This is a genomic window from Bradyrhizobium sp. MI1.4 (assembly GCF_055811315.1).
In genome coordinates, this window is sequence record NZ_JBVVPP010000004.1 from 1 (window position 1) to 20171 (window position 20171).

Genomic DNA, 20171 nt, shown 5'->3' on the forward strand with positions numbered 1-20171 from the left:
ATACGTCAGCAGTTGTGGCCGTCGATCCTGATCAAGCCAGTCGTTGCAATCGGGCGGGGTCCATATACGTCCACACATGGCCCTAAACCGAAGAGCGGTTCAACCGCCCCAATGTCTGCAGTCGCTGGTAAACCGGACGCCAGCTGCATTTGCCGCGCCAACCGCTTTTAACCCGAAGCCGCCAGCCGACGTGAAGTGAATTTCTGAACGTCGGCTGGCCCAATCGAGAAAATATTTCGAGCAGCCGGCAATTCAAAAGAACGCGAATGAGTCAGAGGCCGTGACCCAACCTGAAGCCGTGCAATTCTGCTAGGGTAAAAATCTTGGCGTGTGGCCCATGCGCGGGGAGGGAGCAGTGACAAACTGGGATGTCTCCAACGATCCATCTGGCGAGCCGCCATCCGAAAATAGGCGGCCTGACAAACCAGCATCCGATGAGGAGCGACCGGGGAAGCCCCTATCTGATCGCAGTTTAAGTGATTCGCCTGCGGGAACAATTGCAGTTGATCGGCGGCGCGCTCGCGTCGATTGCCGCCGTCGGTGCTATCGAGGGCGGCCTCGTTGACTACTGGAGCGTATGGAAGACGCTCCGCACAGACGTGTTTCCGGAGAGCCAAAACCCAGGAGGCTACGGCACGGCACGACATTGCTCCCCGTTTGTCTCTCGTTGTCCCGCCATTCGCAAACCTTAACAACGACGCAGAGCAGGACTATTTCGCCGACGGCATTACGACCGATCTGACGACCGGCCTCGCGCAAATGCTCGATGCATTCGTGATCGGGCGCGGGACGGCTTTCACCTATAGGAATAAGCAGGTCGATCTCAAGACGTTCGGCAAGGATCTTGGTATTCGATGGGCGGTACAGGGAGCTGTGCAACGGGCCGGAGATCGGGTCCGGATGAACGTATCCCTTGCAGACCTTTCGGCCAGTCGTGACGTCTGGTCGGATCGTTTTGACGGCGATCGAGATGAATCTCGCCGCCTTGCAGGACCAGGTCACGGCGCGGCTTGCCCGCTCTCTCAACGTTGACTCATCCAAGCCGAAAGTCGGCGCAGTCTGATGGACCAGCCCGCGAATCCAGATGCCGTCGATTTCACCATGCGCGGGTGGGCAAAAGTCTATGGACCTCAGAGCAAGGTATCGATCACCGAGGCAAAGGACTTGTTTGAGGCCGCGCCGCATCTCGATCCGGACCACATTGATGCAATGCGCGGTAGAGCGTGGCGCATAGCCAACGGCATACTCAGCGGATGGTCGACGTCCGTGACGGAAGACAAAAAGATCGCCACCAGCTTAATTGATCAAGTTATTTCAACGGGCAGGATCGCTCGCTGCACGTGCCGTCGTTTGCCGCCGGCAAGGGTGGTCGAAACCGCCGGCGCGGGCGATGCATTCGTCGGCGGCTTCGCAAGCGCGCTCGCGGGTGGCGCCGGTCCACTGGAAGCGGCGCGCTTCGGTTCGGCGACAGCGCGGATTTCCGTGACACGCGCGGGCGCTGCGCCTGCCATGCCGCGGCGCGCTGAGATTGAAACTTTGTTGAAGGGATGACCTGCTCATGATGCGGAACGATCCGATCAAGCATGTCTCTATCTGGTCGGCGGTGCGGCGAAGGGCGGATGCGGGCGGTCGGGTCCGGTGTGCTGACGATGCGCTCCCGTCGCGACGTTCGCTCCGCAAGCGAGGTCGGTACCCAGCGTGCCGCATGCCCGAGCATGCTGGCTACAATGGGAAAGGCAGCATGCGCCAAGACATGAGAATAAGCTGCTGAAGGTTGGCGACGGCGCATCCTGCCGTATTCACGCGGCGGATCGACAAGCTAAGTCGTTGATCGGCTGAGTGGTGAAGGGAGCAAGTCAGATTGTTCGCTCGCGTCTTCTGCCCAAGAGCTGTGACGGTCAACCCCGCCCATCCGGCCGCGGCCTCCGTTCTGCGTGGCCGGTGCTGAGGACTCGCTGGCAGCTGTCCAGCAAATCCGCCATCAATGTGCTGTCCATTTCGACTCCGGTAGCGCGCGCGGAACATCGCCGACATCGTCAAGGTCAGGCGCCTGGCCGTATCCCATGCGTTTCATCTGCTCATGTACCTGCGCCATTTCAGCGTCGCTGAGGCGCGGCGGCTCGCCGATAGCCAACGCATGGACATACATCTTCGCCAGCGTCTCCACCTCCAAGGCGAGCCAAAGCGCCTTTTCAAAGGTCTGGGCCGTCACGATCAAGCCATGATGGCCAAGGAGGCAAGCGTCGCGATCTTCGAGGGCCTTGAGGGCGTAGTCCGATAGTGCCTGCGTGCCGAAACAAGCATATGGCGTACACCGGACATCGTTGCCACCCGCAACTGCGACCATATAGTGGAAGCAGGGAATATCACGTTCGTGAACGGCGAGAATCGTGCTGAAGGTGGAATGCGTATGCAGCACGACGTTGACGTCTTCGCGTGCTCGCAGAATATCGCGATGAAAGCGCCATTCGGATGAAGGCCGATGGTTGCCCTGGTAGTTCGCGGCAAAATCCATCGCGACAATGTCCTCTGGCTGCATCCGATCATAGGGCAGACTGGTAGGCGTGATTAGCATGCCGTTTGGAATCCGGTGCGAAAGATTGCCGGATGTGCCCTGATTGAGACCGTTTCGATTCATCTCCCTGCAGGTATCGACAATGCCTTGGCGGAGATCGGCATGATTACGGTCTGTCATGAAGCGGGCTCCGAGAAAGCGATCCAGGACTGGTAAGCGGTGGAAAGGTCGCGCGGTTCGAACCTATCGTTGCTGAGTGATGTGACGGCTTCAAGGATCACGCTTGAAACCGGCAGCGTACGCGAGAACCGCCGCCACAGCAGCGCAGCGCCAAGCGCCGTTCCGTCGGGAGATCGACTCACCCAGACACTCTGCGAGGATCGCAAAGTCGCAAGACAACGGGCGAAGGGCAGGTTTGCGGCAAAGCCACCATCGATGACTATGCGTTTTGAGCTCTCGAGCGCATCAAGGCAGCGGTTTGCGCTGAACGCTGCGTAGAGCACCGCCAATGCCTGCCATTCGGCAGGCGTTTCGGGGGGCGGCCCGATGACCCGTCCGCGGCGAGCAGCGCCCGGAAACAATCCATCATCGCCGACGAATGAGGGGAGCGCCAGGGTTCCTCTCGACAGCAGGGTGGGCAATGCGGCAAGGACGGCTGCATCAGAAGCAAAATGTTCCCCGCGGATGAGGTCGTATTCGCGGCCGGCCGCGATCAACGTCGAAGGTGCATTCTCCCCATCGACATCGATATTGAGAACCATCGCGCGCGCGCAATCGAGTTTGTCCAGGGGGAGGCCGCGCTGAAAGCCGATCATCCAAGTACCGGTCGATAGGATCGAGGCATCGGCCATGCCGGCGGCCTTGTAGCGAAACAGGTTGGCGTTGGAATCATGCACGCCGCAGAGGATCTCGGTCGATTGCGCCAGGCCAGTGCGCCTGGCTACAGATTCCGAAACCGTCCCTAGCACCTCACCGGCGGGTACGCATTCGGGCAACAGATAGCTCCAACCGCGCTTACGCATAAGAGAAGAAGGCTGACGGTGGATGAGGTCCCAGATATGGCTCTGAGCCGCGAGCTGCGAGATTTCACTGGCCGCACGTCCACCAAGCCGCAGGGCGAAAAACTGCGCAGTGGTCAGATAGGTTTTTGCGCGGGCGAATTCGACGGGATATGCGCTTTCCTGCCACAGCAGCTGTTTTCCGAGCCGCATCGCCCCTCCGCTTCCGCAAAACACCTCATCGTAACCAGGCGCGATCCGGGCATATGCTTCATCGATTGCGGGCGGAGAGACGGCATCATAGTCCATCATCGGCAGCACTGGCGTATCACCGTCGACGAGAACCGCGCCGCATCCATGCGCAGCCACGATCACAGCGCGAATGGCATGGCGTTGAGACACGTCGGCAAGGGTATCGAGAAACCACTCTTCTAACCCGGCAAGGTCATAGGCGAGGTACGAGCCCTGAGTCATAGGCACATTTGGAAGCCCATGTGTTTCGAGCGGCCAGCCGTCGTCGCTCGCCACGACCAGTTTGAGATTGGTCTTGCCGATGTCGAGAACTGCAATAGGGTTCGAGACGATCGAGCGCATCATCGCCGGCTACCGCGGCGCTTTGCCGGCGACATGAGGAACCGCCGCGACGGCAATCAAGATTCCACCCCAGATCGCTAGCGTGAGGAATTGGCTGAGGTTCAGAAGGTTGAATGCCGAGGAGATCACCTGAAGGATGATCAACGCAAGCAATAGCCCGCCGACTTTGCCGAAGCCGCCAAACGGATCGATGCCGCCGAGCACGGCCGCGAGAATGGTGACCAGCAGATAGCTCTCGCCGTATGCCGCGTTGGCCGAATTGAAACGTGCCAACATGACGACCGCCGCCACGCCCGCGAGCAAGCTGGAAAATAAATAGAGTTTGAGGAGGACGGCGCGGGTATTGACGCCGGAGTAACGGGTCGCCTTCTCGTTCGAGCCGATCATGTAAACCTTTGCACCGAACGGCGTCGCGTTCAGCATGAGCGCGACGGGCAAGGCGCAGAACGCAAGTACGATCAGAGCAAAGGGTACCCCGAAAACCGTTCCGTTGCCGATAAACACAATCGGCTCCGGGAATCCGGAGATGACGTTACCGCGCGACAGGCCGATCGCGAGACCCTTGCAGAGCGTCATCGTGCCGAGCGTGGCCAGGATCGGCGAAACGCCGAGATAGGCGATGACAAAACCATTGAGGAGGCCGACCAATGCAGCCACTGCAAATCCTGCAGCGATCGCAAAGACCTGAATGCTGACCCAGGCAAGGCCCTGGCTCCCCGGGATGTAGCGCGTCAGCAGGAAGGCGATGGTCAGTCCGGACAGATTGGCGGTTGCGATGATGGAAAGGTTGAGTCCACCAGATAGCAGGGCCAGCATCATCGCCAGTGAGAGGATGCCAAGTTCGGGCATCTGGAAAGCCATGGATTGCAGCGTGTTGACCGAGAAGAACCGATCGCCGATCGTGATCGCGAACACGACCCAGAGTGCGAACAACAGCAGGATGAGGGTGGCGACTGTGCCGCTGCTGGCGAGACCGACCATGCGCCGGCGAAGCGAGAGGGCAGGGGCGTTGCTCATCGGGGCGCGCTCCGGGTTCGCCGCTCGCGCTGCGACCAGGCGGTCGCAGAGACCGAAATGAGAATAACCAAGCCGACGAAGAACGGCGACCAGTAGGACGAAACGCCCAGCAAAATGATTCCATTTTGGAGTACCGCGAGCAGTGTCAGGCCCAAAAACGTGCCGAAGACCGTGCCGACGCCGCCCATCAGGCTGGCGCCGCCGAGCACGACGGCAGCGACCACATCGAGTTCCTTGCCCACCAGCACCGTCGGGGCAACGGACTGCGCGAGTTGTGCCTGAATCAGGGAGGCGATTCCGGCCATGACACCCATGTAGCAATAGACCAGTATATTGAGGCCGAAAATGTGGAAGCCGAGCCGCTGTGCGGCGTCGGTATTGCCTCCCATGGCATAGATTTGCCGGCCGATATTGGTTCGGTTAAGCAGGAGCCAGGTGACGAGAAATGCCAGCACGAGCGCGAGGATCTGCAGATTGACACCGTACGAGCTATCCTTGCCCCATTCGAACTCGAACCAGAATATTCCGGTCGCAAACCAGTCGGGCAACGAATAGATGTATTTGCCGCCGGTGAAGAAGATCAGAAGCCCATAGAAGATGTTCAGCGTCGCGACCGAAACGATGATCGATGGTATTCGAAGTTTCTGGATGAAAATCGCGTTGAGGGCACCGAGCGCACCGCCAATTCCAATCGCGATGGCGAAGACGCCGATCCAGTTCGCCCCGTAAGCATTGGCAAGCGAAAGTGTGACATATTGCGCCACCGACGCGGTCGCGGTGAATGAGATGTCGATTCCACCGGCGATCAGGACGACCAGCAGCCCGAGCGCTAGGATGCCGACAAATGCATAGGAGGTCAGCAGATCAAACAGATTCTGCATGGTCAGGAATTGGGCGTTCGCGAAGCCCAAGCTGGCGCAGAGCCCAAGGATGACTATCAGCAGCCAGAACTCATGGCTGCGACGAAACCTGCCGAATGATGCCATGTGCGATTCAGGCATTGACGGCCTGCCGAAGCGCATCTTCGGAAGTGGCTGCGGCAGGCACGTCGGTTGTCAAACGACCTTCCCGCATCACCAAGACGCGATGACTATGATAAAGGACCTCGGGGATTTCGTCCGATATCATCAAGACCGCGACGCCGTCGCGGGCCAACCGCCGGATGATTTCGTAAATGCCGTCCTTGGCGCTGATGTCGACGCCCACCGTGGGGCTATCGAGGATAAGCACCCGCGGATTGGTCGCCATCCATTTGGCGAGCACGACCCGCTGCTGGTTGCCCCCGGAGAGCGTCTTCACCGGGTTGGCGGGATTGGAGACCTTGATCCCGAGTTCAGCAACCCACCGAGCGACATGGGTCTGTCGCGCGCGTGCGGCAATCAGGCCGAACGCGCCAGCCAGACGATCCAGCACCGTAAGCGTGACGTTCGCCGTGACGGACTGATTCAGGACGAGACCAAGCGTAAGCCTATCTTCGGATACGTAGGCGATCCCTCGATCGATCGCCTCTGCATTTGTACGGAGGGCGATGGGCCGCCCGTCAAGTGCGATAGTGCCGCGATCGGGCGGCTTCACGCCGAACAGGGATAGCGCCAATTCGGTTCGCCCTGAGCCGAGCAGACCGGTGAGACCCACTACTTCGCCCGCGCGCAACTGCAAGCTTACATCCTCATACTCGCCCTCGCGGCCCAGGCCCTTAACTTCCAGCACAACCGGGCCAGCGGCAAGCTCAGGCGCCTGTATCTGATACTCGAAGGACTTGCCAGTCATCAGCTGGCTGAGTTTCCGCCCATCGATTGTGTCTGCGGCAAAAGTGCCGACTTTGGCGCCATCCCGCAGCACCGTTACGCGCTGGGCGATTTCAAGCACCTCATCGAGACGGTGGCTGACGAAAACGACGCAGATGCCGGCACGCTTCAGCTCGCTTACGAGCGCGATCAGGGCGTTCACCTCGTGGCGGGTCAACGATGCCGTCGGCTCATCCATAATCAGGAGTTTGGCATCCGCAGCCAAGGCGCGGCAGATCGCGACCAGCTGGCGTCCGGCAATGCTGAGCTCTGACACTTTCGCGTCCGGGTCGAACGCAACGCCGATCTTTGCCATTGTGGCCTTCGCGGTGGCGCGCATTGAGGCCCAGTTCACCGAATGGAGGCCGCCAAGATGGTGCGCCATCGCGATATTCTCGGCGACGGTGAGGTTGGGGAATAGCGAAAGATCCTGGTAGATGACCTGAATGCCGCAATGCGTGGAGTAGACCGGGTTCAGTTTAGGATATTCCTTGCCGGAAATTGCGATACGGCCGCCAGGCTCCGCTGCCTCGACGCCCGAAATGATCTTGATCAGGGTGGACTTGCCGGAGCCGTTTTCACCGACCAGGCAATGCACCTCGCCGACTTCCAGAGTGAGATCGACGTCGCGGAGCGCGTGCACGCCGCCGAAGCGCTTCGATATGCCGGACATTTCCAGGAAAGTCACCAAAGGTTCGCCTGCAATGGAGTCGTGCGATCACTCGAGTGGTCCCGCATTCCCGACCGGAAGGGCCGGGAATGCAGCGCGACGAGGCGACTAAACCGGTCTGGCCTAGAGCCCTCCGGCGATCAGACCGTCGATGGTTTCCTTGTTGATGCGCATGATCTTGTCCACCTTGATCTGCTTTCCTGCAACGTCGACGGCTGCCTTGCCAAGGCCGGGTACATCGACGCCATCCGTGATCGGCTTGCCATCGAGCACGAGTTTGGCCACCGCGACCATCGCGTAACCCGCATCGGTGGGATTCCACAGAAAACCCTCGCGGATCGTATCATCCGCGATAAGCGACTTCGCCTGGCTTGGCAGCACGGTGCCGACAACGGCGATCTTCTTGCCAAGACGTTGCTGACGCACAGCATTTCCGGCCCCGATTGGTCCGTTCGAACCGAAGCCGAGAATACCACGCAGGTTGGGATAGGCCTTGATCACGTCAAGCGTCGTGCGCTGGCTGGTGTCGATCTCGTCGGCGCCAGGGAAGCGGTCGGCGACGAGCTTCATTTTTGGAAAATTTTTCTGCTGGTAGGCAATCGCGGCATCGGCCCATTTGTTGTGAAGTGGCGTCGTAAGAGTCCCGACATAAACCACATAATCACCTTCGCCGCCCATGTCCTTGGCGAGACGTTCCATCTGCACCTCGCCGAACCGAACGGAGTCGATCAATTCCACATTCCAGTCACGGCCTTCCTGTTCCGGACCCTCATGCGTGATGACCTTGATTCCGGCGGCCTGGGCGCGCTTCAGTACGGGCTCGCAGACTTTTACATCAAGCGGCACCAAGCCGATCACGTTGACCTTCTTGGCAATCAGATCCTCAAGCAGCTTTACTTGCTGTGCCGGATCGACGTTCGCCGGGCCAACCATAGTGGCATTAATGCTGAAATCCTTCGCACCCTTCTGGATTCCCTTTTCAAGTGCGTTGAACCACGGAATTCCCGCGATCTTCACGACCGTGACCATTTCCTTTTGGGCTTGCGCAAAGGCAAAGCCCGGAAAACCGGCACCGGCCAACGCGGCCGTACCACCGATCAGCTTGAGCGTCTGGCGTCTGTCCATTGTTCCCTCCCAGGAAACGATCTTGGATTCCGCACCCTTGACCTGACAGTCGCTGGGTGGGGCAGTCGAGCCTGTTCTTGCTTGGGGGCAGAAAGTGTTGCCTGTCCAACCGCAGGACCTTGAAGGACATTAGAGACCGGCGCTTCAGAACGTGTCAAGCAAGTGACATGTTCGCCAGCCACCGTCGCGGTGCGATACCTGATCTCGCCGTCGAGCTGCTGAGTGAGGAGCTGCGGCGATCGGCGTTGCTACAGCCATTATCTTAGCGGAGGAGCGCTAGGCCGCCGGACGAAAGCAAGTAGTCCCAGCCTCTGGTTTTCAAAACCCGGCTTCAGCAAGCGGGCTTCGTTCGGCTTCGCGTAGCGATTCACACTTTTCCCTGAGTGTCATTTTTTTCGTCACGCGCGTGGATGCCACCATGAAAGCCCGGCCATCGCCAGCTTCGCCGTTGCACAATCCCTTGCCGCCCACGAACATCCGACTGTCATTGTTACGTTTTCTGCTTCCACAATTGCCGTCGGTTTGGCCGTGCGTTCAGATCGTGTCTCGCGCCGGAGCGTCCGCCCTCGGCTTGTCAGCATCGCAAGTTGCGTGCCATCCTAGCCCGACACGCGCATGGGAAGGTGAATTCCCGGCATGGCTACGCGCCGCGTTAGGGTGGAACACAAACGCTCAGGGAGACACGACATGGTGTGGACGCTTCGTCTGGCGGGGCTGGCTTGCGCCGGCTTGCTGTTGTCATCGGTGAGTGCTCTGGCAGGTCCAAAGGTCGTCTCCGGTCCCGGCGCCGACCCCGCCTGCTTCAAGCCGTGGTCGTCCGAGACCAAATTCTTTCAGTGGCCCAAGAAGGCGGGCCCCTACAGAATCGCGCTGGTCAACGGTTTTGTCGGCAACACCTGGCGCATCCAGATGGTGAAGACTGCGAAGGCTTTCGCCGATCAGCCGGGTATCAAGGAGAACATCAAGGAGTTCAAGGTTGTTTCCACCGGGACCGATGTCGCGGCGCAACTTGGCGCGATGGAGGATTTCATCAACCAAGGCTTCGACGCAATCGTTACCATTGCGGTCGCTCCCGACGGTTTTGATCGCATCATCCGTCTTGCCGACAAGAACAACGTCGTGGTGGTGCCGTTCGACAACGTCCTCGACACCGACAAGGTGATGATGGTCAACGAGGACCAGAAGGAAATGGGCCGCATGTCGGCCAAATGGCTGATCGACGAGAGCGGCAAGAAATCCGGCGACATCCTCGAAGTCCGTGGCCTCCCGGGAAACTCCGTTGACCGCGACCGTCATCTCGGTTTCCGCGAGGTAATAGAATCGCCCGGCAACAGCTTCAAAATCACCGAGGTGGTTGGTAATTGGGACACCGGCACCTCGCAGAAGGTGACTGCAGATGCGTTAGCTGTGCATGGTCATTTCGACGGAGTATTCACCCAAGGCGGATCCGACGGCACCGTGCAGGCACTGATGGCTGCCAAGCATCCCTTTGTGCCGATGTCGGGCGAGGGCGAAAACGAGTACCGCAAACAGATTGCCGATCACGCCAAGGACGGACTAAAGGGAATGTCCTACGGCCAGTCGCCGGCGCTGGTGGCGATCGCGACCAAGGCGGCGATCTCGGCGCTGCAGGGCAACATTATGCCGCAGCTGATCTCGATTCCGATTCCAGTGGCGACCTACAAGGATCTCAAGCCGGGCACGAATTACTGGCCCGAGCTCAATGCCAACTTCTTTGCGCCGAACCAGTTCACACCGTGCGGCGTGAACTTCACTGCACCGGAGATCATGTCGCAGAGCGAGAAGAACACCCAGTGACGGCTCCAGCGATGTCTCTGTCGCGGCCCGGCATTCGCCGGGCCGTCGTTGCGTGAAGGCCCGGCCATGCCGGCTGCCGACCCAACGCAATCCGCCTTCCTGGAGCTTGCCGGCATCTCCAAGCGCTATGCCGGCGTTCGCGCGCTTGAAGGCGTCGATTTCGCCTGCGAACGCGGCAAGATTCATGCCGTGCTGGGCGAGAACGGCGCCGGCAAGTCGACCCTGATCAAGATCATTGCCGGTGTGGTGCAGCCCGACAGCGGTCGCATGCGCCTCGCGGGGAGCGAGGTCAGCTTCGCCACGCCGTCGGCGGCGAATGCGGCCGGTGTCGTCTGCATCTTTCAGGAACTATCGCTGATGCCCGACCTCTCGGTCGCGGACAACATCTCCATTGCATCCCCGCCGCGGCGGTTCGGCCTGATCGATGCGAAGGCGCAGCGCCGCCGCGCCGAAGAGCTTTTGTCCGAGATCGGCTGTGAGGACGTCAACCCCCTGAGGCGCGTGCGCGATCTGCCCCTATCGAGGCGCCAGGTGGTCGAGATCGCGAAGGCGCTCGGCAAGCGGCCGCAGTTGCTGATCCTCGACGAGGCGACATCGGCACTGACGAGCGCCGATGTGGAGAAGGTTTATGCGATGCTGGCGCGGCTCAAGGCCGAGGGCGTCGCAATCCTGTACATCTCGCACCGCATGCACGAGGTCGAGGCGCTCGCCGACCGGGCCTCGGTGTTTCGCAACGGCCGCCATATCGAGACCTTCGACAAGGGGAGGCGTTCGACCGCCGATATCATCCAGCTCATGATTGGGCGTGACATCGCGGCCCAGTATCCGCCCAAGCCGGCGCGAAATGCCGCGAAGCCGGTGCTGGCGCTCGAGAACCTGTGCTGGGAGAGGCAGCTCGATCGCATTTCACTGAGCATCGGCGCCGGCGAGATCGTCGGGCTCGGCGGTCTCGACGGGCAGGGCCAGAAATCCCTGTTGCTTGCGCTGTTCGGTGTTTTGCGCGGTGTCACTGGTCGCCTCACGGTGGCAGATCGCGAGGTACGTCCCGGCTCCCCGGCGGCGGCAAAATCGGTCGGCATCGCACTCGTGCCTGAGGACCGCAAGACCGAAGGACTGATGCTGCCGATGTCGATCGCAGACAATCTTGCGATCGCATCGCTCGACGCGCTTTCGACTGGCCCATTCATCGATACCGGGAAGGAACGCACCGCGATCCAGCGAGCCATCGCGAGGCTGCAGATCAAGTTGGACGCCGCGAGTGATGCGGTCTCGACGCTGTCGGGCGGAAACCAGCAGAAGGTCGTGCTCGCCAAATGGCTGATGACCGATCCGCGCATCATCCTGCTCAACGATCCCACGCGCGGAATCGACGTAGGCACCAAGCAGGAGCTCTACCGGCTGATGCGCGAACTCGCCGACCAGGGCGCCGCAATCCTGTTCTACTCAACCGACTATGACGAGCTGATCGGCTGCTGCGACCGCGTCGTCATCATGTATGACGGCCGCATCGTGCGCGAGCTCGAGGGCGACGACCTCACCGAGACCAACATTGTCGCAAGCTCCCTGAATGTCGACACCGATACCGCAGCGAGGGCGGCGCATGCTTGACGATCTCGCGATCAGGATCCGCCAGAACATTGGTCTGGTCACCGCCATCCTGTTGTTCTGTGCTCTCTACATTTTCTACAACGCCGCGCATCCCCGCGGCTTCTCCTCCGCCGTGCTGGTGCAGAATGGCGACGAAATCTTTGCGCTCGCCATGCTGGCGATGGCGCAGACAGTGCCGGTCTTAATGTCGGGCCTTGATCTCTCCGTCGGAGCGGTCATGACCATGGTCGGCTGCTTTGCAAGCTACCTCCTGACCGGCGCGGCAGGTGGTGCGCCGCTGCATCTCGACCTGTTCGGCGTGCATCTCGGCCTCGGCACCTTTCCGGGCGGCGTGAGCGGCATTCTGCTCGGGATCGCCGTGTGCCTTGTGATCGGCGCGGCTGCCGGCTTTATCAATGGTTGCGTCGTCGTCTATGGGCGCATCCAGCCGATCATCGCGACGCTTGCGACCGGCGCGGTCTACATCGGCATCGCGCTTTTCCTGCGTCCGACCCCGGGCGGCAAGATCGATGTTGATCTGAACTGGGCGCTGACTAACTCGCTCGGCGATTTCGCCTCGACCGTGCACATCTTCGACGATGGCGCGGCTGCCTGGTTTGCGCCGTTCGCCTGGATCCCGGTCCCCTTCGTGCTTCTCGTTCTCATTCCGCTGCTGGTATGGGTGCCGTTCCGCCGCTCCGTTCTCGGCCGCGCCGTCTATGCGATCGGCTCGGCCGAGGGCGCAGCTTATATGTCCGGCCTTCCGATCGAGCGCGCCAAGATCGCCGCCTTCACGCTCGCGGGCTTCTTCGCCGGCTGCGGCGGTCTCTTCCTTGCTATCCAGACTTCGTCTGGGAATGCGGACATTCCGCAGGCCGGCGCCTATACGCTCAACTCGATCGCCTCCGTGGTGATCGGCGGCACTTCGCTGCTTGGCGGAACCGGCAGTGCGATCGGGTCGATCTTCGGCGCTATGGTCTTGCGCGTGATTTCCTTCTTCTTCCGCATCTTCGACATTGCCCCTCTTCTGCAGCCGCTGTTCGAGGGCGTGATCCTGCTCGCTGCCGTCAGCATCGGCGCGTTGGGTATGCTGCGCGTCAAGAACACGTTGGAGCTGTTTCGATGACGGCGGCCTCATTCAGCCTCTCGCGCGACGATCGCCCGATCCTGATTGCGGCGGTGTTCATCGTCGTCATTCTCGTCGCGGGTACGGTTTACACATTCGCCCGTTTCGGCAGCGCTCCCCTGTTGTCTCCGGCCTATCTTCTGCAGCAATTGCAGATCGGTGCGTTCCTCGGGATCGTCTCGGCCGGCATGATGATCGTGATCCTGATAGCGCAGATTGATCTGTCGGTGCCCTGGACGCTCGCGGCCGCGGCCATGATGGCGACCTCGGTCGGCGGTCCTCTCGCAATTCCGGTCGGGCTCGGGGTCGGCGTTCTGGTCGGGCTCGTCAACGGCGTCGGGGTCGCGTATCTGCGGGTCCCCTCGATGATCTTTACGCTGGGCGTGAATGCCGTGATGCGCGGCCTGATGGTCGCGCATACTGGCGGCTACGCACCTCAGACCGGGGCGACCGACCTGATGCGGATGCTGGCGGGCGATCGTACGCTCGGCATTCCCAACGCGCTGTTCGTCTGGGCCGGGGTGTCCGTGCTGGTGGTCGTGATCCTGCAGCGCATGTCGCTCGGCCGCTACATCTACGCCATCGGCAACAAGGAGGCGGCGGCCTATCTCGCCGGCGTCAACACGCGCCGCGTCACGGTGGTCTGCTTCGTCCTCTGCGGCCTTGCTGCCGCGCTCGCGGGCGTGCTGCTCGCCGGCTATTCCACCAAGGCCTACCAAGGCATGGGAGACGCCTATCTGCTGCCCTCGATCGCCGCCGTCGTGATTGGAGGCACCAACATCCTCGGCGGCCGCGGCCGCTATCTCGGCACGCTGATCGGCGTCGTCCTGATCGTGCTCCTGAACAGTGTATTGTCGATCATGGAGATGCCGGAGGCGGGCCGCCAAGTGATCTATGGTCTCGTTATCATCTTCATGCTGCTCGTCTACGGGCGGGGCGAACGCGTCACGAGCTAGATGGCCAGCCTAAGGTGGCCCGCCTTCTTTACAAATTGGAAATCATCGTAAATCAAAATTTTAGCGAAACGAACTGCCTTGCTCGACACAGTATCCGCGAGCTCAGAGACCGGCAAGTTCGGATCGCGCGCTATCGAGGAACTTGAATCCGATCTGCAGGGCGACGAGGGCACCGACGGCCGGCGAAATCGCGGTCAGAACGGCTGAGGATGGCGCCGCACGCCGCCCCGCGCCTTCCCTTACACGGCCGCGCGCGTATTGAGGAAGATCGAATACAGCGATGTCTGTCCGCAAATGTAGAGACGGTTGCGCTGCGGACCGCCGAAACAGACATTCGCCACGATCTCGCCGATGGGAATGGTGCCGATATGTGTCCCGTCGGCTGCGTAGCAGAACACGCTCCGTCCCGCCGACGTCCAAACGTTGCCATGGATGTCGCAGCGAAATCCGTCGTAGAGGCCGTCGGGGCAGGTGGAAAACAGCGAGGGCTCAGCGACCTTGTTTCCCCGGACCTTGTAGGACCAGATCGTCGCGGGCAGCCCGTCGACGTGGGTCGCGCCGGTATCGGCGACATAAAGCAGCTTCTCGTCTGGCGAGAACGCCAGCCCGTTCGGCTGCACGCGGTCAGAGACGACGAGGCTGATCTCGCCGCCCGCTGGATCGATCCGATACACGTGGGAGGCGCCAATCTCGGATTTGGTCTGCTGGCCCTCGTAATCGCTGTCGATGCCGTATGTCGGATCCGAAAACCAGATCGAGCCGTCCGATTTCACCACGACATCGTTGGGCGAGTTCAGCCGACGCCCTTCGAACTGCTCGGCAAGCACCGTGATGGAGCCGTCATGCTCGGTCCGGGTGACGCGGCGCATGAAGTGCTCGCAAGTGACGAGCCGCCCCTCGTGATCGGTCGTGTTGCCGTTCGAGTTGAAGCTCGGCGAGCGGAACACCGACACCGATGAATCCGTCTCGTCGAAGCGCATCATCCGGTTGTTCGGAATGTCGGACCAGATCAAATAGCGGCCGGCCGGAAAGTAAGCGGGTCCTTCGGCCCAGCGGCAGCCGCTGGTGAGTTTTTCGAGATTGGCGTGACCAAAGACCAGGCGAGCAAAGCGTGCGTCGTGCGTAACATAGGGGAGCATCGTTCCTCCTCGTTGCCGCAGGCCGTGAAGTGCCCGCGTGCCGGTTCCGCTTTTCTTAGCAACCCGAATGTATGAGCGGAATAGTCTTGTACGAGACCCGTAATCCTCGCGTTGACACCTGACGGCAAATACATACGCTGCGCGTCGCTGCAATGAGACTAGCGCGGATCGAGGCGCGGGAAGGAAGTGCAATCCACCATGGTTTCGCAATCGGCTTTGCCGCGCCGCACACTTGGCCGGACCGGTCTCGAAGTTTCCATCCTCGGGTTCGGAACCGCACCGCTCGGCGATCTCTTTCTCGAGCTCGACGACCACACTGCAATTGCCGCAGCGAGCCGTGCCTTCGAGCTCGGCATCAATCTGCTCGATACATCGCCGCACTATGGCAACGGCCTGTCGGAGCATCGCTGCGGAACGGCGCTCCGGCGCGTGCCGCGCAAGGATGTGGTGCTTTGCACAAAAACTGGTCGCTGGATGGATCCGTTTCACCAGCCGGAGACTCGGTCCGGATTTATTGGTGGACAGCCGCACCGAGCCGTCGTCGACTATTCCTATGATGGCACCATGCGCTCGGTCGAGCAGTCGCTGTTGCGGCTTGGCACCGACCGGATCGACCTGTTGCTGATCCATGATGTCGATGTGTGGACCCACGGTAAGGACGCGATCGAGGATCGGTTTCGCGAAGCGATGTCCGGGGCCTATGTAGCGCTGGACAAACTTCGTTCCGAAGGTGTGGTCGCGGGCATCGGGATAGGCGTCAACGAGGCGGAGATGTGCGTGCGCTTTGCGCAGGCCGGGTCCTTCGAGGTGATGCTGCTCGCCGGGCGTTATTCGCTGCTGGAGCAGCCAGCACTCGAGGAGTTCATGCCGCTGGCGCTGAAGCAGGGCATCGCGGTGCTGCTTGGCGGCGTGTTCAATTCGGGGATTCTGGCGACGGGCGCCATCAAGGGCGCCAAGTACAATTATCAAGACGCACCGCCGCAGATCCTTTCGAAGGTTGCTGAGATCCAGCGTATCTGCGCAGCTCATGACGTAGCGCTGCCGACGGCCGCTCTACATTTTGCGCTGGGTCATCCCGCGGTCGCGAGCGTGGTTCTCGGGGCGCATAATGCGCAGGAGGTCGAGCGCAATGTGGCAGCGCTGACCACCACAGTGCCGGGCGCGCTCTGGAGCGATCTCAAGGCCGCGTCCCTGCTGGAATCGGAAGCGCCTGTTCCGAGGTAGACCGGATGAACACGCTTGAATTGGTTCAAGCCGAGGGCTCGGATCACCGGGAAAACAGCTCCCCACCGCTCGAGCTCGCCCCCGTAGGTGCGCGGCACGTGGGACTGGCTCAGTGCCGATTGCGGCGCGGATTGTCGGCCGTGCGTTGAAGTCCGCGATCGATCTGAGCAAGGGAGTCTATGTTGTCCGCTAGGTATGGCCAAGGCGTTCGAAATCTGCGCGGGCGTCGCGGGCCGTGTGGATCAGACCGCCATACCTGTCCGCGATTGGCTTAAACGATCCAGGCAATCGATCATCGATGACGAGATGGTGGCAGTCGTCGAGATGGCCGCCCCGGACCGTCGCATTGCGACCTAACTTGGTGATGTCGGCCACTAGCACGGACGTTCGCGAATTGGCCACAATGGATTGACGCGCCTTGACTTCATCGGCATGGAAATCGAGCAGCGTGCCGTCCTCATCAATCCCCCCGACACCGAATATACCAAAGTCGGCGCGGAAACCCGCGAAGAAGCGCGCAGCCGACTCGCCAATGATATCGCGATCGAGTTGCCGCAGCGTGCCGCCCGCGATGCTGATCTCCACGTCCGGATTGTGCGCGAATGCTGCGGCCACGTTCAGGCTGTTGGTGATCACCCGCAGATCCCGACGGCGGGAGAGCGCCTGCGCGACGTATTCGGGCGTCGTGCCAAGTCCGATCATCAGTGACGTCCCGTCAGGGATGAGGTTGGCGGTCGCGTGCGCGATCCGCCGTTTCGCGCTGGCGTTTAACCTGTGCCTGCTGCCATAGGCGAGGTTCTGGTTCTGGACCGGGAGGCCGACCCCGCCATGCACCCGCCGGAGCAGGCCCTGGTCGCAGAGTGCATTCACGAGGCGGCGAATGGTCTGCTGAGTGACATCGAAACGCACCGCGAGCTGCTCGATGGAGGCGAAGCCTTGCTCGCGCACGATCTCTAGTATGTGGGTCTGACGGGTCGTGGCGGTCCTGAGCATAGGCCCTCCGTTCTCAACGAAAGTATCATTTGAACTCCAAGGACGCAATTTTCTGGTTTCATATGGCGTTACGCTATGTTCAAATGAACATCGTGGTGGCTACGCCGACGAATGCGCGTGGCACGAGGGAGGGCGCATGGACCGGTCTGTCTGCGGTGAGCGGCCTTGCATGGGTCCGTTGCAGCGAGCCGTCGCCAGCGGCGTAGCCGCATCACGGTGAGAGCAAACAGGCCATGTCAGCGATCACGCTGAGTCATGTCTCCAAGTTCTGGGGCGCGATGCGCGCCGTCGATGACGTCAGTCTGACAGCGAACGAGGGCTCGCTACTTGTGCTGCTGGGACCGTCCGGCTGCGGTAAGTCGACCACGCTGCGGCTGATCGCCGGGCTTGAGGATGCTGATGCCGGTACGATCGCCATCGGCGGCGTCGACGTGACCCATCTGACCCCGGCGCAGCGGAATATCTCCATGGTCTTCCAGTCCTATGCGCTGTTTCCGCATTTGAGCGTAGCCGAGAACATCGTCTTCGGACTGCGTGTGCGTCGCGTGTCGCGCGCGGAACGAGACGAGCGGCTCCGGCGTGTGGCCGAGATTGTTGGCCTTGCGCATCTGCTTGAACGCAAGCCGTCGCAGCTATCTGGCGGCCAGCGCCAGCGGGTTGCACTGGGACGAGCCATCATTGCGGAAGCGCGGGTCTGCCTCATGGACGAGCCGCTTTCAAATCTGGACGCCAAGCTGCGGCATGAGATGCGGACGGAGATCCGCGCCCTGCAACAGCGGCTCGGAATGACGATGGTCTACGTGACCCACGATCAGACCGAAGCCATGACGATGGCGGATCGCGTCGTGCTGATGCGCGATGGTCGTATCGAGCAGAATGGCACACCAGAGGAGCTATATAACCGGCCGGCGACGGCATTCACGGCGCGGTTCATCGGCACGCCGCCGATGAACCTGTTGCGCCAGGGTGATCATCTCATCGGCATCCGGCCCGAGCATATCCGCATCGTGTCGGGCGGGGACCATTTTGCGCGCGTCAGGGCGATCGAGCATCTTGGGGCCGACAGCATCGTTCTGTGCGAGGTCGATGGTCAGCCCATCTCGGTGCGGCTCGAAGGTTTCAGCAAGGTTCGGCCAGGCGAGGATGTCCGGATCGCGTGGGAACCCGGGCTCGAGCATCGGTTCGATTCAAGTTCGGAAACTCGCTTGGAGACCATCGTCACAGAGGGCCAGCGGGCGATATCCGGTCGATAGCAGCGGCTGTTTCAAACGCAGTAACGAAGGAGATTGTCCCATGTTTGCGCGACGAACGATGTTGATGGCAGCGGCGTTTGCCGTACTCTCGATGGCTGCACGCCCGGCTGCCGCGGTGGATCTGACCATGTACTATCCGGTCGCGGTCGGCGGTCCCGTCACCAAGATCATCGACGACATGGTCTCGCGCTTCGAGAAGGACAATCCCGACATCAAGATGACGGCGGTCTATGCCGGCAACTACACGGATACGATGACCAAGGCGATGACCGCCATGAAGGGCGGGCAGCCGCCGCAACTGTCGGTGTTGCTGTCGACCGACGTGTTCACGCTGATGGACGAGAACGCGATCGTGCCGTTTGACGATCTCGTCGGCGACAAGGCCTGGTTCAAGGAGTTCTATCCGGCGTTCATGGCGAACGGGCAGATCGACGGCAAGACCTGGAGCGTGCCGTTCCAGCGTTCGACCATCGTGCTGTACTGGAACAAGGACGCCTTCAAGGAGGCGGGCCTTGATCCCGAGAAGGCGCCGGCGTCCTGGGACGAAATGGTCGAGATGTCGAAGAAGCTGGTCAAGAAGGATGGCGGCAACACGACGCGCTGGGGCATCGAAATTCCCTCGACCGGATATGCCTACTGGATGCTGCAGGCGCTGGCGATCGAGAACGGGCAGAAGATGATGAACGAGCCCGGCAACGAGGTCTATCTGACCGCTCCGAAGACGGTCGCTGCCCTCGAGTACTGGGTCGACCTGTCGCGCAAGCACAACGTCGCCCCGGCCGGCAGCATCGATTGGGCGACGCTGCGCAACGATTTCCTCGAAGGCAAGACGGCGATGATGTGGCACACCACCGGCAATCTGACGGCGGTCAAGGACGCCGCGAAATTCCAGTTCGGTGTGGCCATGCTGCCGGCCAGGGAGCGGCGCGGATCACCGACCGGCGGCGGCAATTTCTACATCTTCAAGAGTGCGTCTCCCGAACAGCAGAAGGCGGCCGTCAAGTTCATTCAATGGATCACGGCTCCGGATCGCGCGGCCGAATGGAGCATGAAGACGGGCTACGTGGCAGTGTCGCCGGCCGCCTACAAGACGCCGACGATGGAGGCCTACGCAAAGGCCTTCCCGCAGGCCACAGTTGCGCGCGATCAGCTGGAGCACGCGGTGCCGGAGCTCTCCGTTCATGAGAACGGCCGCATCTACAAGTTCATCGGGGATGCCGTGCAGGCCGCGATCACGGGCGCGCAGAAGCCGCAGGAAGCGCTGGCCGCCGCGCAACAGCAGTCCGACCGCGTCTTGCGCGCCTACAAATAGGGACGTGGGGGGGGGGGGGGGCCCCCCCCCCCCCCCCCCCGCCCCCCGCGCCCGCGC

General features: G+C 61.2%; 16 protein-coding genes and 1 pseudogene. 9 read left to right on the forward strand and 8 right to left on the reverse strand.

Annotated elements, in window-relative coordinates; genetic code table 11:
• Positions 1 to 657: 657 nt before the first annotated feature.
• On the forward strand, positions 658 to 1032 hold the full coding sequence (locus tag AC0L23_RS05935; RefSeq protein WP_473299016.1) for a hypothetical protein: 375 nt from the start codon (positions 658 to 660) through the stop codon (positions 1030 to 1032).
• A gap of 293 nt (positions 1033 to 1325) precedes the next feature.
• Positions 1326 to 1551 (forward strand): annotated as a pseudogene (locus AC0L23_RS05940) (PfkB family carbohydrate kinase); the annotation flags it as partial.
• Positions 1552 to 1981: 430 nt separating this feature from the next.
• On the opposite strand, the gene AC0L23_RS05945 reads toward AC0L23_RS05940, so the two are convergent.
• The 6 genes from AC0L23_RS05945 to AC0L23_RS05970 form a co-directional block, all read right to left on the reverse strand.
• Positions 1982 to 2695: a class II aldolase/adducin family protein gene (locus tag AC0L23_RS05945; protein ID WP_473299014.1), complete on the reverse strand. Its 714-nt coding sequence runs from the start codon at positions 2693 to 2695 to the stop codon at positions 1982 to 1984.
• Positions 2692 to 4110: an FGGY-family carbohydrate kinase gene (locus tag AC0L23_RS05950; RefSeq protein WP_473299012.1), complete on the reverse strand. Its 1419-nt coding sequence runs from the start codon at positions 4108 to 4110 to the stop codon at positions 2692 to 2694. Before AC0L23_RS05950 ends, AC0L23_RS05945 begins: the two co-directional genes overlap by 4 nt.
• 6 nt (positions 4111 to 4116) lie before the next feature.
• Positions 4117 to 5124: an ABC transporter permease gene (locus tag AC0L23_RS05955; protein WP_473299009.1), complete on the reverse strand. Its 1008-nt coding sequence runs from the start codon at positions 5122 to 5124 to the stop codon at positions 4117 to 4119.
• Positions 5121 to 6125 carry an ABC transporter permease gene (locus tag AC0L23_RS05960; protein ID WP_018459499.1) on the reverse strand — a complete coding sequence of 335 codons (1005 nt, stop codon included), beginning with the start codon at positions 6123 to 6125 and terminating at the stop codon, positions 5121 to 5123. The genes AC0L23_RS05955 and AC0L23_RS05960 overlap by 4 nt, the downstream gene beginning before the upstream one ends.
• The gene (locus tag AC0L23_RS05965) at positions 6118 to 7602 is read right to left on the reverse strand and encodes a sugar ABC transporter ATP-binding protein (RefSeq protein WP_473299006.1); all 1485 of its coding nucleotides are present in this window, start codon (positions 7600 to 7602) and stop codon (positions 6118 to 6120) included. The genes AC0L23_RS05960 and AC0L23_RS05965 overlap by 8 nt, the downstream gene beginning before the upstream one ends.
• 102 nt (positions 7603 to 7704) lie before the next feature.
• A complete protein-coding gene (locus AC0L23_RS05970; protein WP_007608730.1) occupies positions 7705 to 8706 on the reverse strand; it encodes an autoinducer 2 ABC transporter substrate-binding protein in 1002 nt (333 codons plus the stop codon).
• Between the two features lie 687 nt (positions 8707 to 9393).
• On the opposite strand from AC0L23_RS05970, the gene AC0L23_RS05975 reads away from it, so the two are divergent.
• From AC0L23_RS05975 to AC0L23_RS05990, 4 genes are all read left to right on the forward strand, one after another.
• Positions 9394 to 10524 (forward strand): sugar ABC transporter substrate-binding protein, encoded by a 1131-nt coding sequence (locus tag AC0L23_RS05975; RefSeq protein WP_018459502.1) that lies wholly within the window; start codon positions 9394 to 9396, stop codon positions 10522 to 10524.
• A gap of 66 nt (positions 10525 to 10590) precedes the next feature.
• Positions 10591 to 12132 carry a sugar ABC transporter ATP-binding protein gene (locus AC0L23_RS05980; protein ID WP_018459503.1) on the forward strand — a complete coding sequence of 514 codons (1542 nt, stop codon included), beginning with the start codon at positions 10591 to 10593 and terminating at the stop codon, positions 12130 to 12132.
• Complete coding sequence (locus AC0L23_RS05985; protein ID WP_018459504.1) at positions 12125 to 13237, forward strand: ABC transporter permease; 1113 nt, start codon at positions 12125 to 12127, stop codon at positions 13235 to 13237. Before AC0L23_RS05980 ends, AC0L23_RS05985 begins: the two co-directional genes overlap by 8 nt.
• Entirely contained in the window at positions 13234 to 14193 is a 960-nt protein-coding gene (locus AC0L23_RS05990; protein WP_018459505.1) for an ABC transporter permease, read from the forward strand. The genes AC0L23_RS05985 and AC0L23_RS05990 overlap by 4 nt, the downstream gene beginning before the upstream one ends.
• A gap of 239 nt (positions 14194 to 14432) precedes the next feature.
• Here the strand turns inward: AC0L23_RS05990 and AC0L23_RS05995 are convergent, their stop codons facing one another.
• The gene (locus AC0L23_RS05995) at positions 14433 to 15332 is read right to left on the reverse strand and encodes an SMP-30/gluconolactonase/LRE family protein (protein WP_085352711.1); all 900 of its coding nucleotides are present in this window, start codon (positions 15330 to 15332) and stop codon (positions 14433 to 14435) included.
• A gap of 198 nt (positions 15333 to 15530) precedes the next feature.
• On the opposite strand from AC0L23_RS05995, the gene AC0L23_RS06000 reads away from it, so the two are divergent.
• A complete protein-coding gene (locus tag AC0L23_RS06000) occupies positions 15531 to 16556 on the forward strand; it encodes an aldo/keto reductase (protein WP_018459411.1) in 1026 nt (341 codons plus the stop codon).
• A 189-nt stretch (positions 16557 to 16745) separates the two neighbouring features.
• On the opposite strand, the gene AC0L23_RS06005 is transcribed toward AC0L23_RS06000, so the two are convergent.
• Positions 16746 to 17549 (reverse strand): DeoR/GlpR family DNA-binding transcription regulator, encoded by an 804-nt coding sequence (locus AC0L23_RS06005; protein WP_473356779.1) that lies wholly within the window; start codon positions 17547 to 17549, stop codon positions 16746 to 16748.
• 233 nt (positions 17550 to 17782) lie between these two features.
• Between AC0L23_RS06005 and AC0L23_RS06010 the strand changes: the two genes are divergently transcribed.
• On the forward strand, positions 17783 to 18802 hold the full coding sequence (locus tag AC0L23_RS06010; protein ID WP_085357362.1) for an ABC transporter ATP-binding protein: 1020 nt from the start codon (positions 17783 to 17785) through the stop codon (positions 18800 to 18802).
• Positions 18803 to 18860: 58 nt separating this feature from the next.
• Complete coding sequence (locus AC0L23_RS06015) at positions 18861 to 20114, forward strand: ABC transporter substrate-binding protein (protein WP_085357364.1); 1254 nt, start codon at positions 18861 to 18863, stop codon at positions 20112 to 20114.
• Positions 20115 to 20171: the final 57 nt, after the last annotated feature.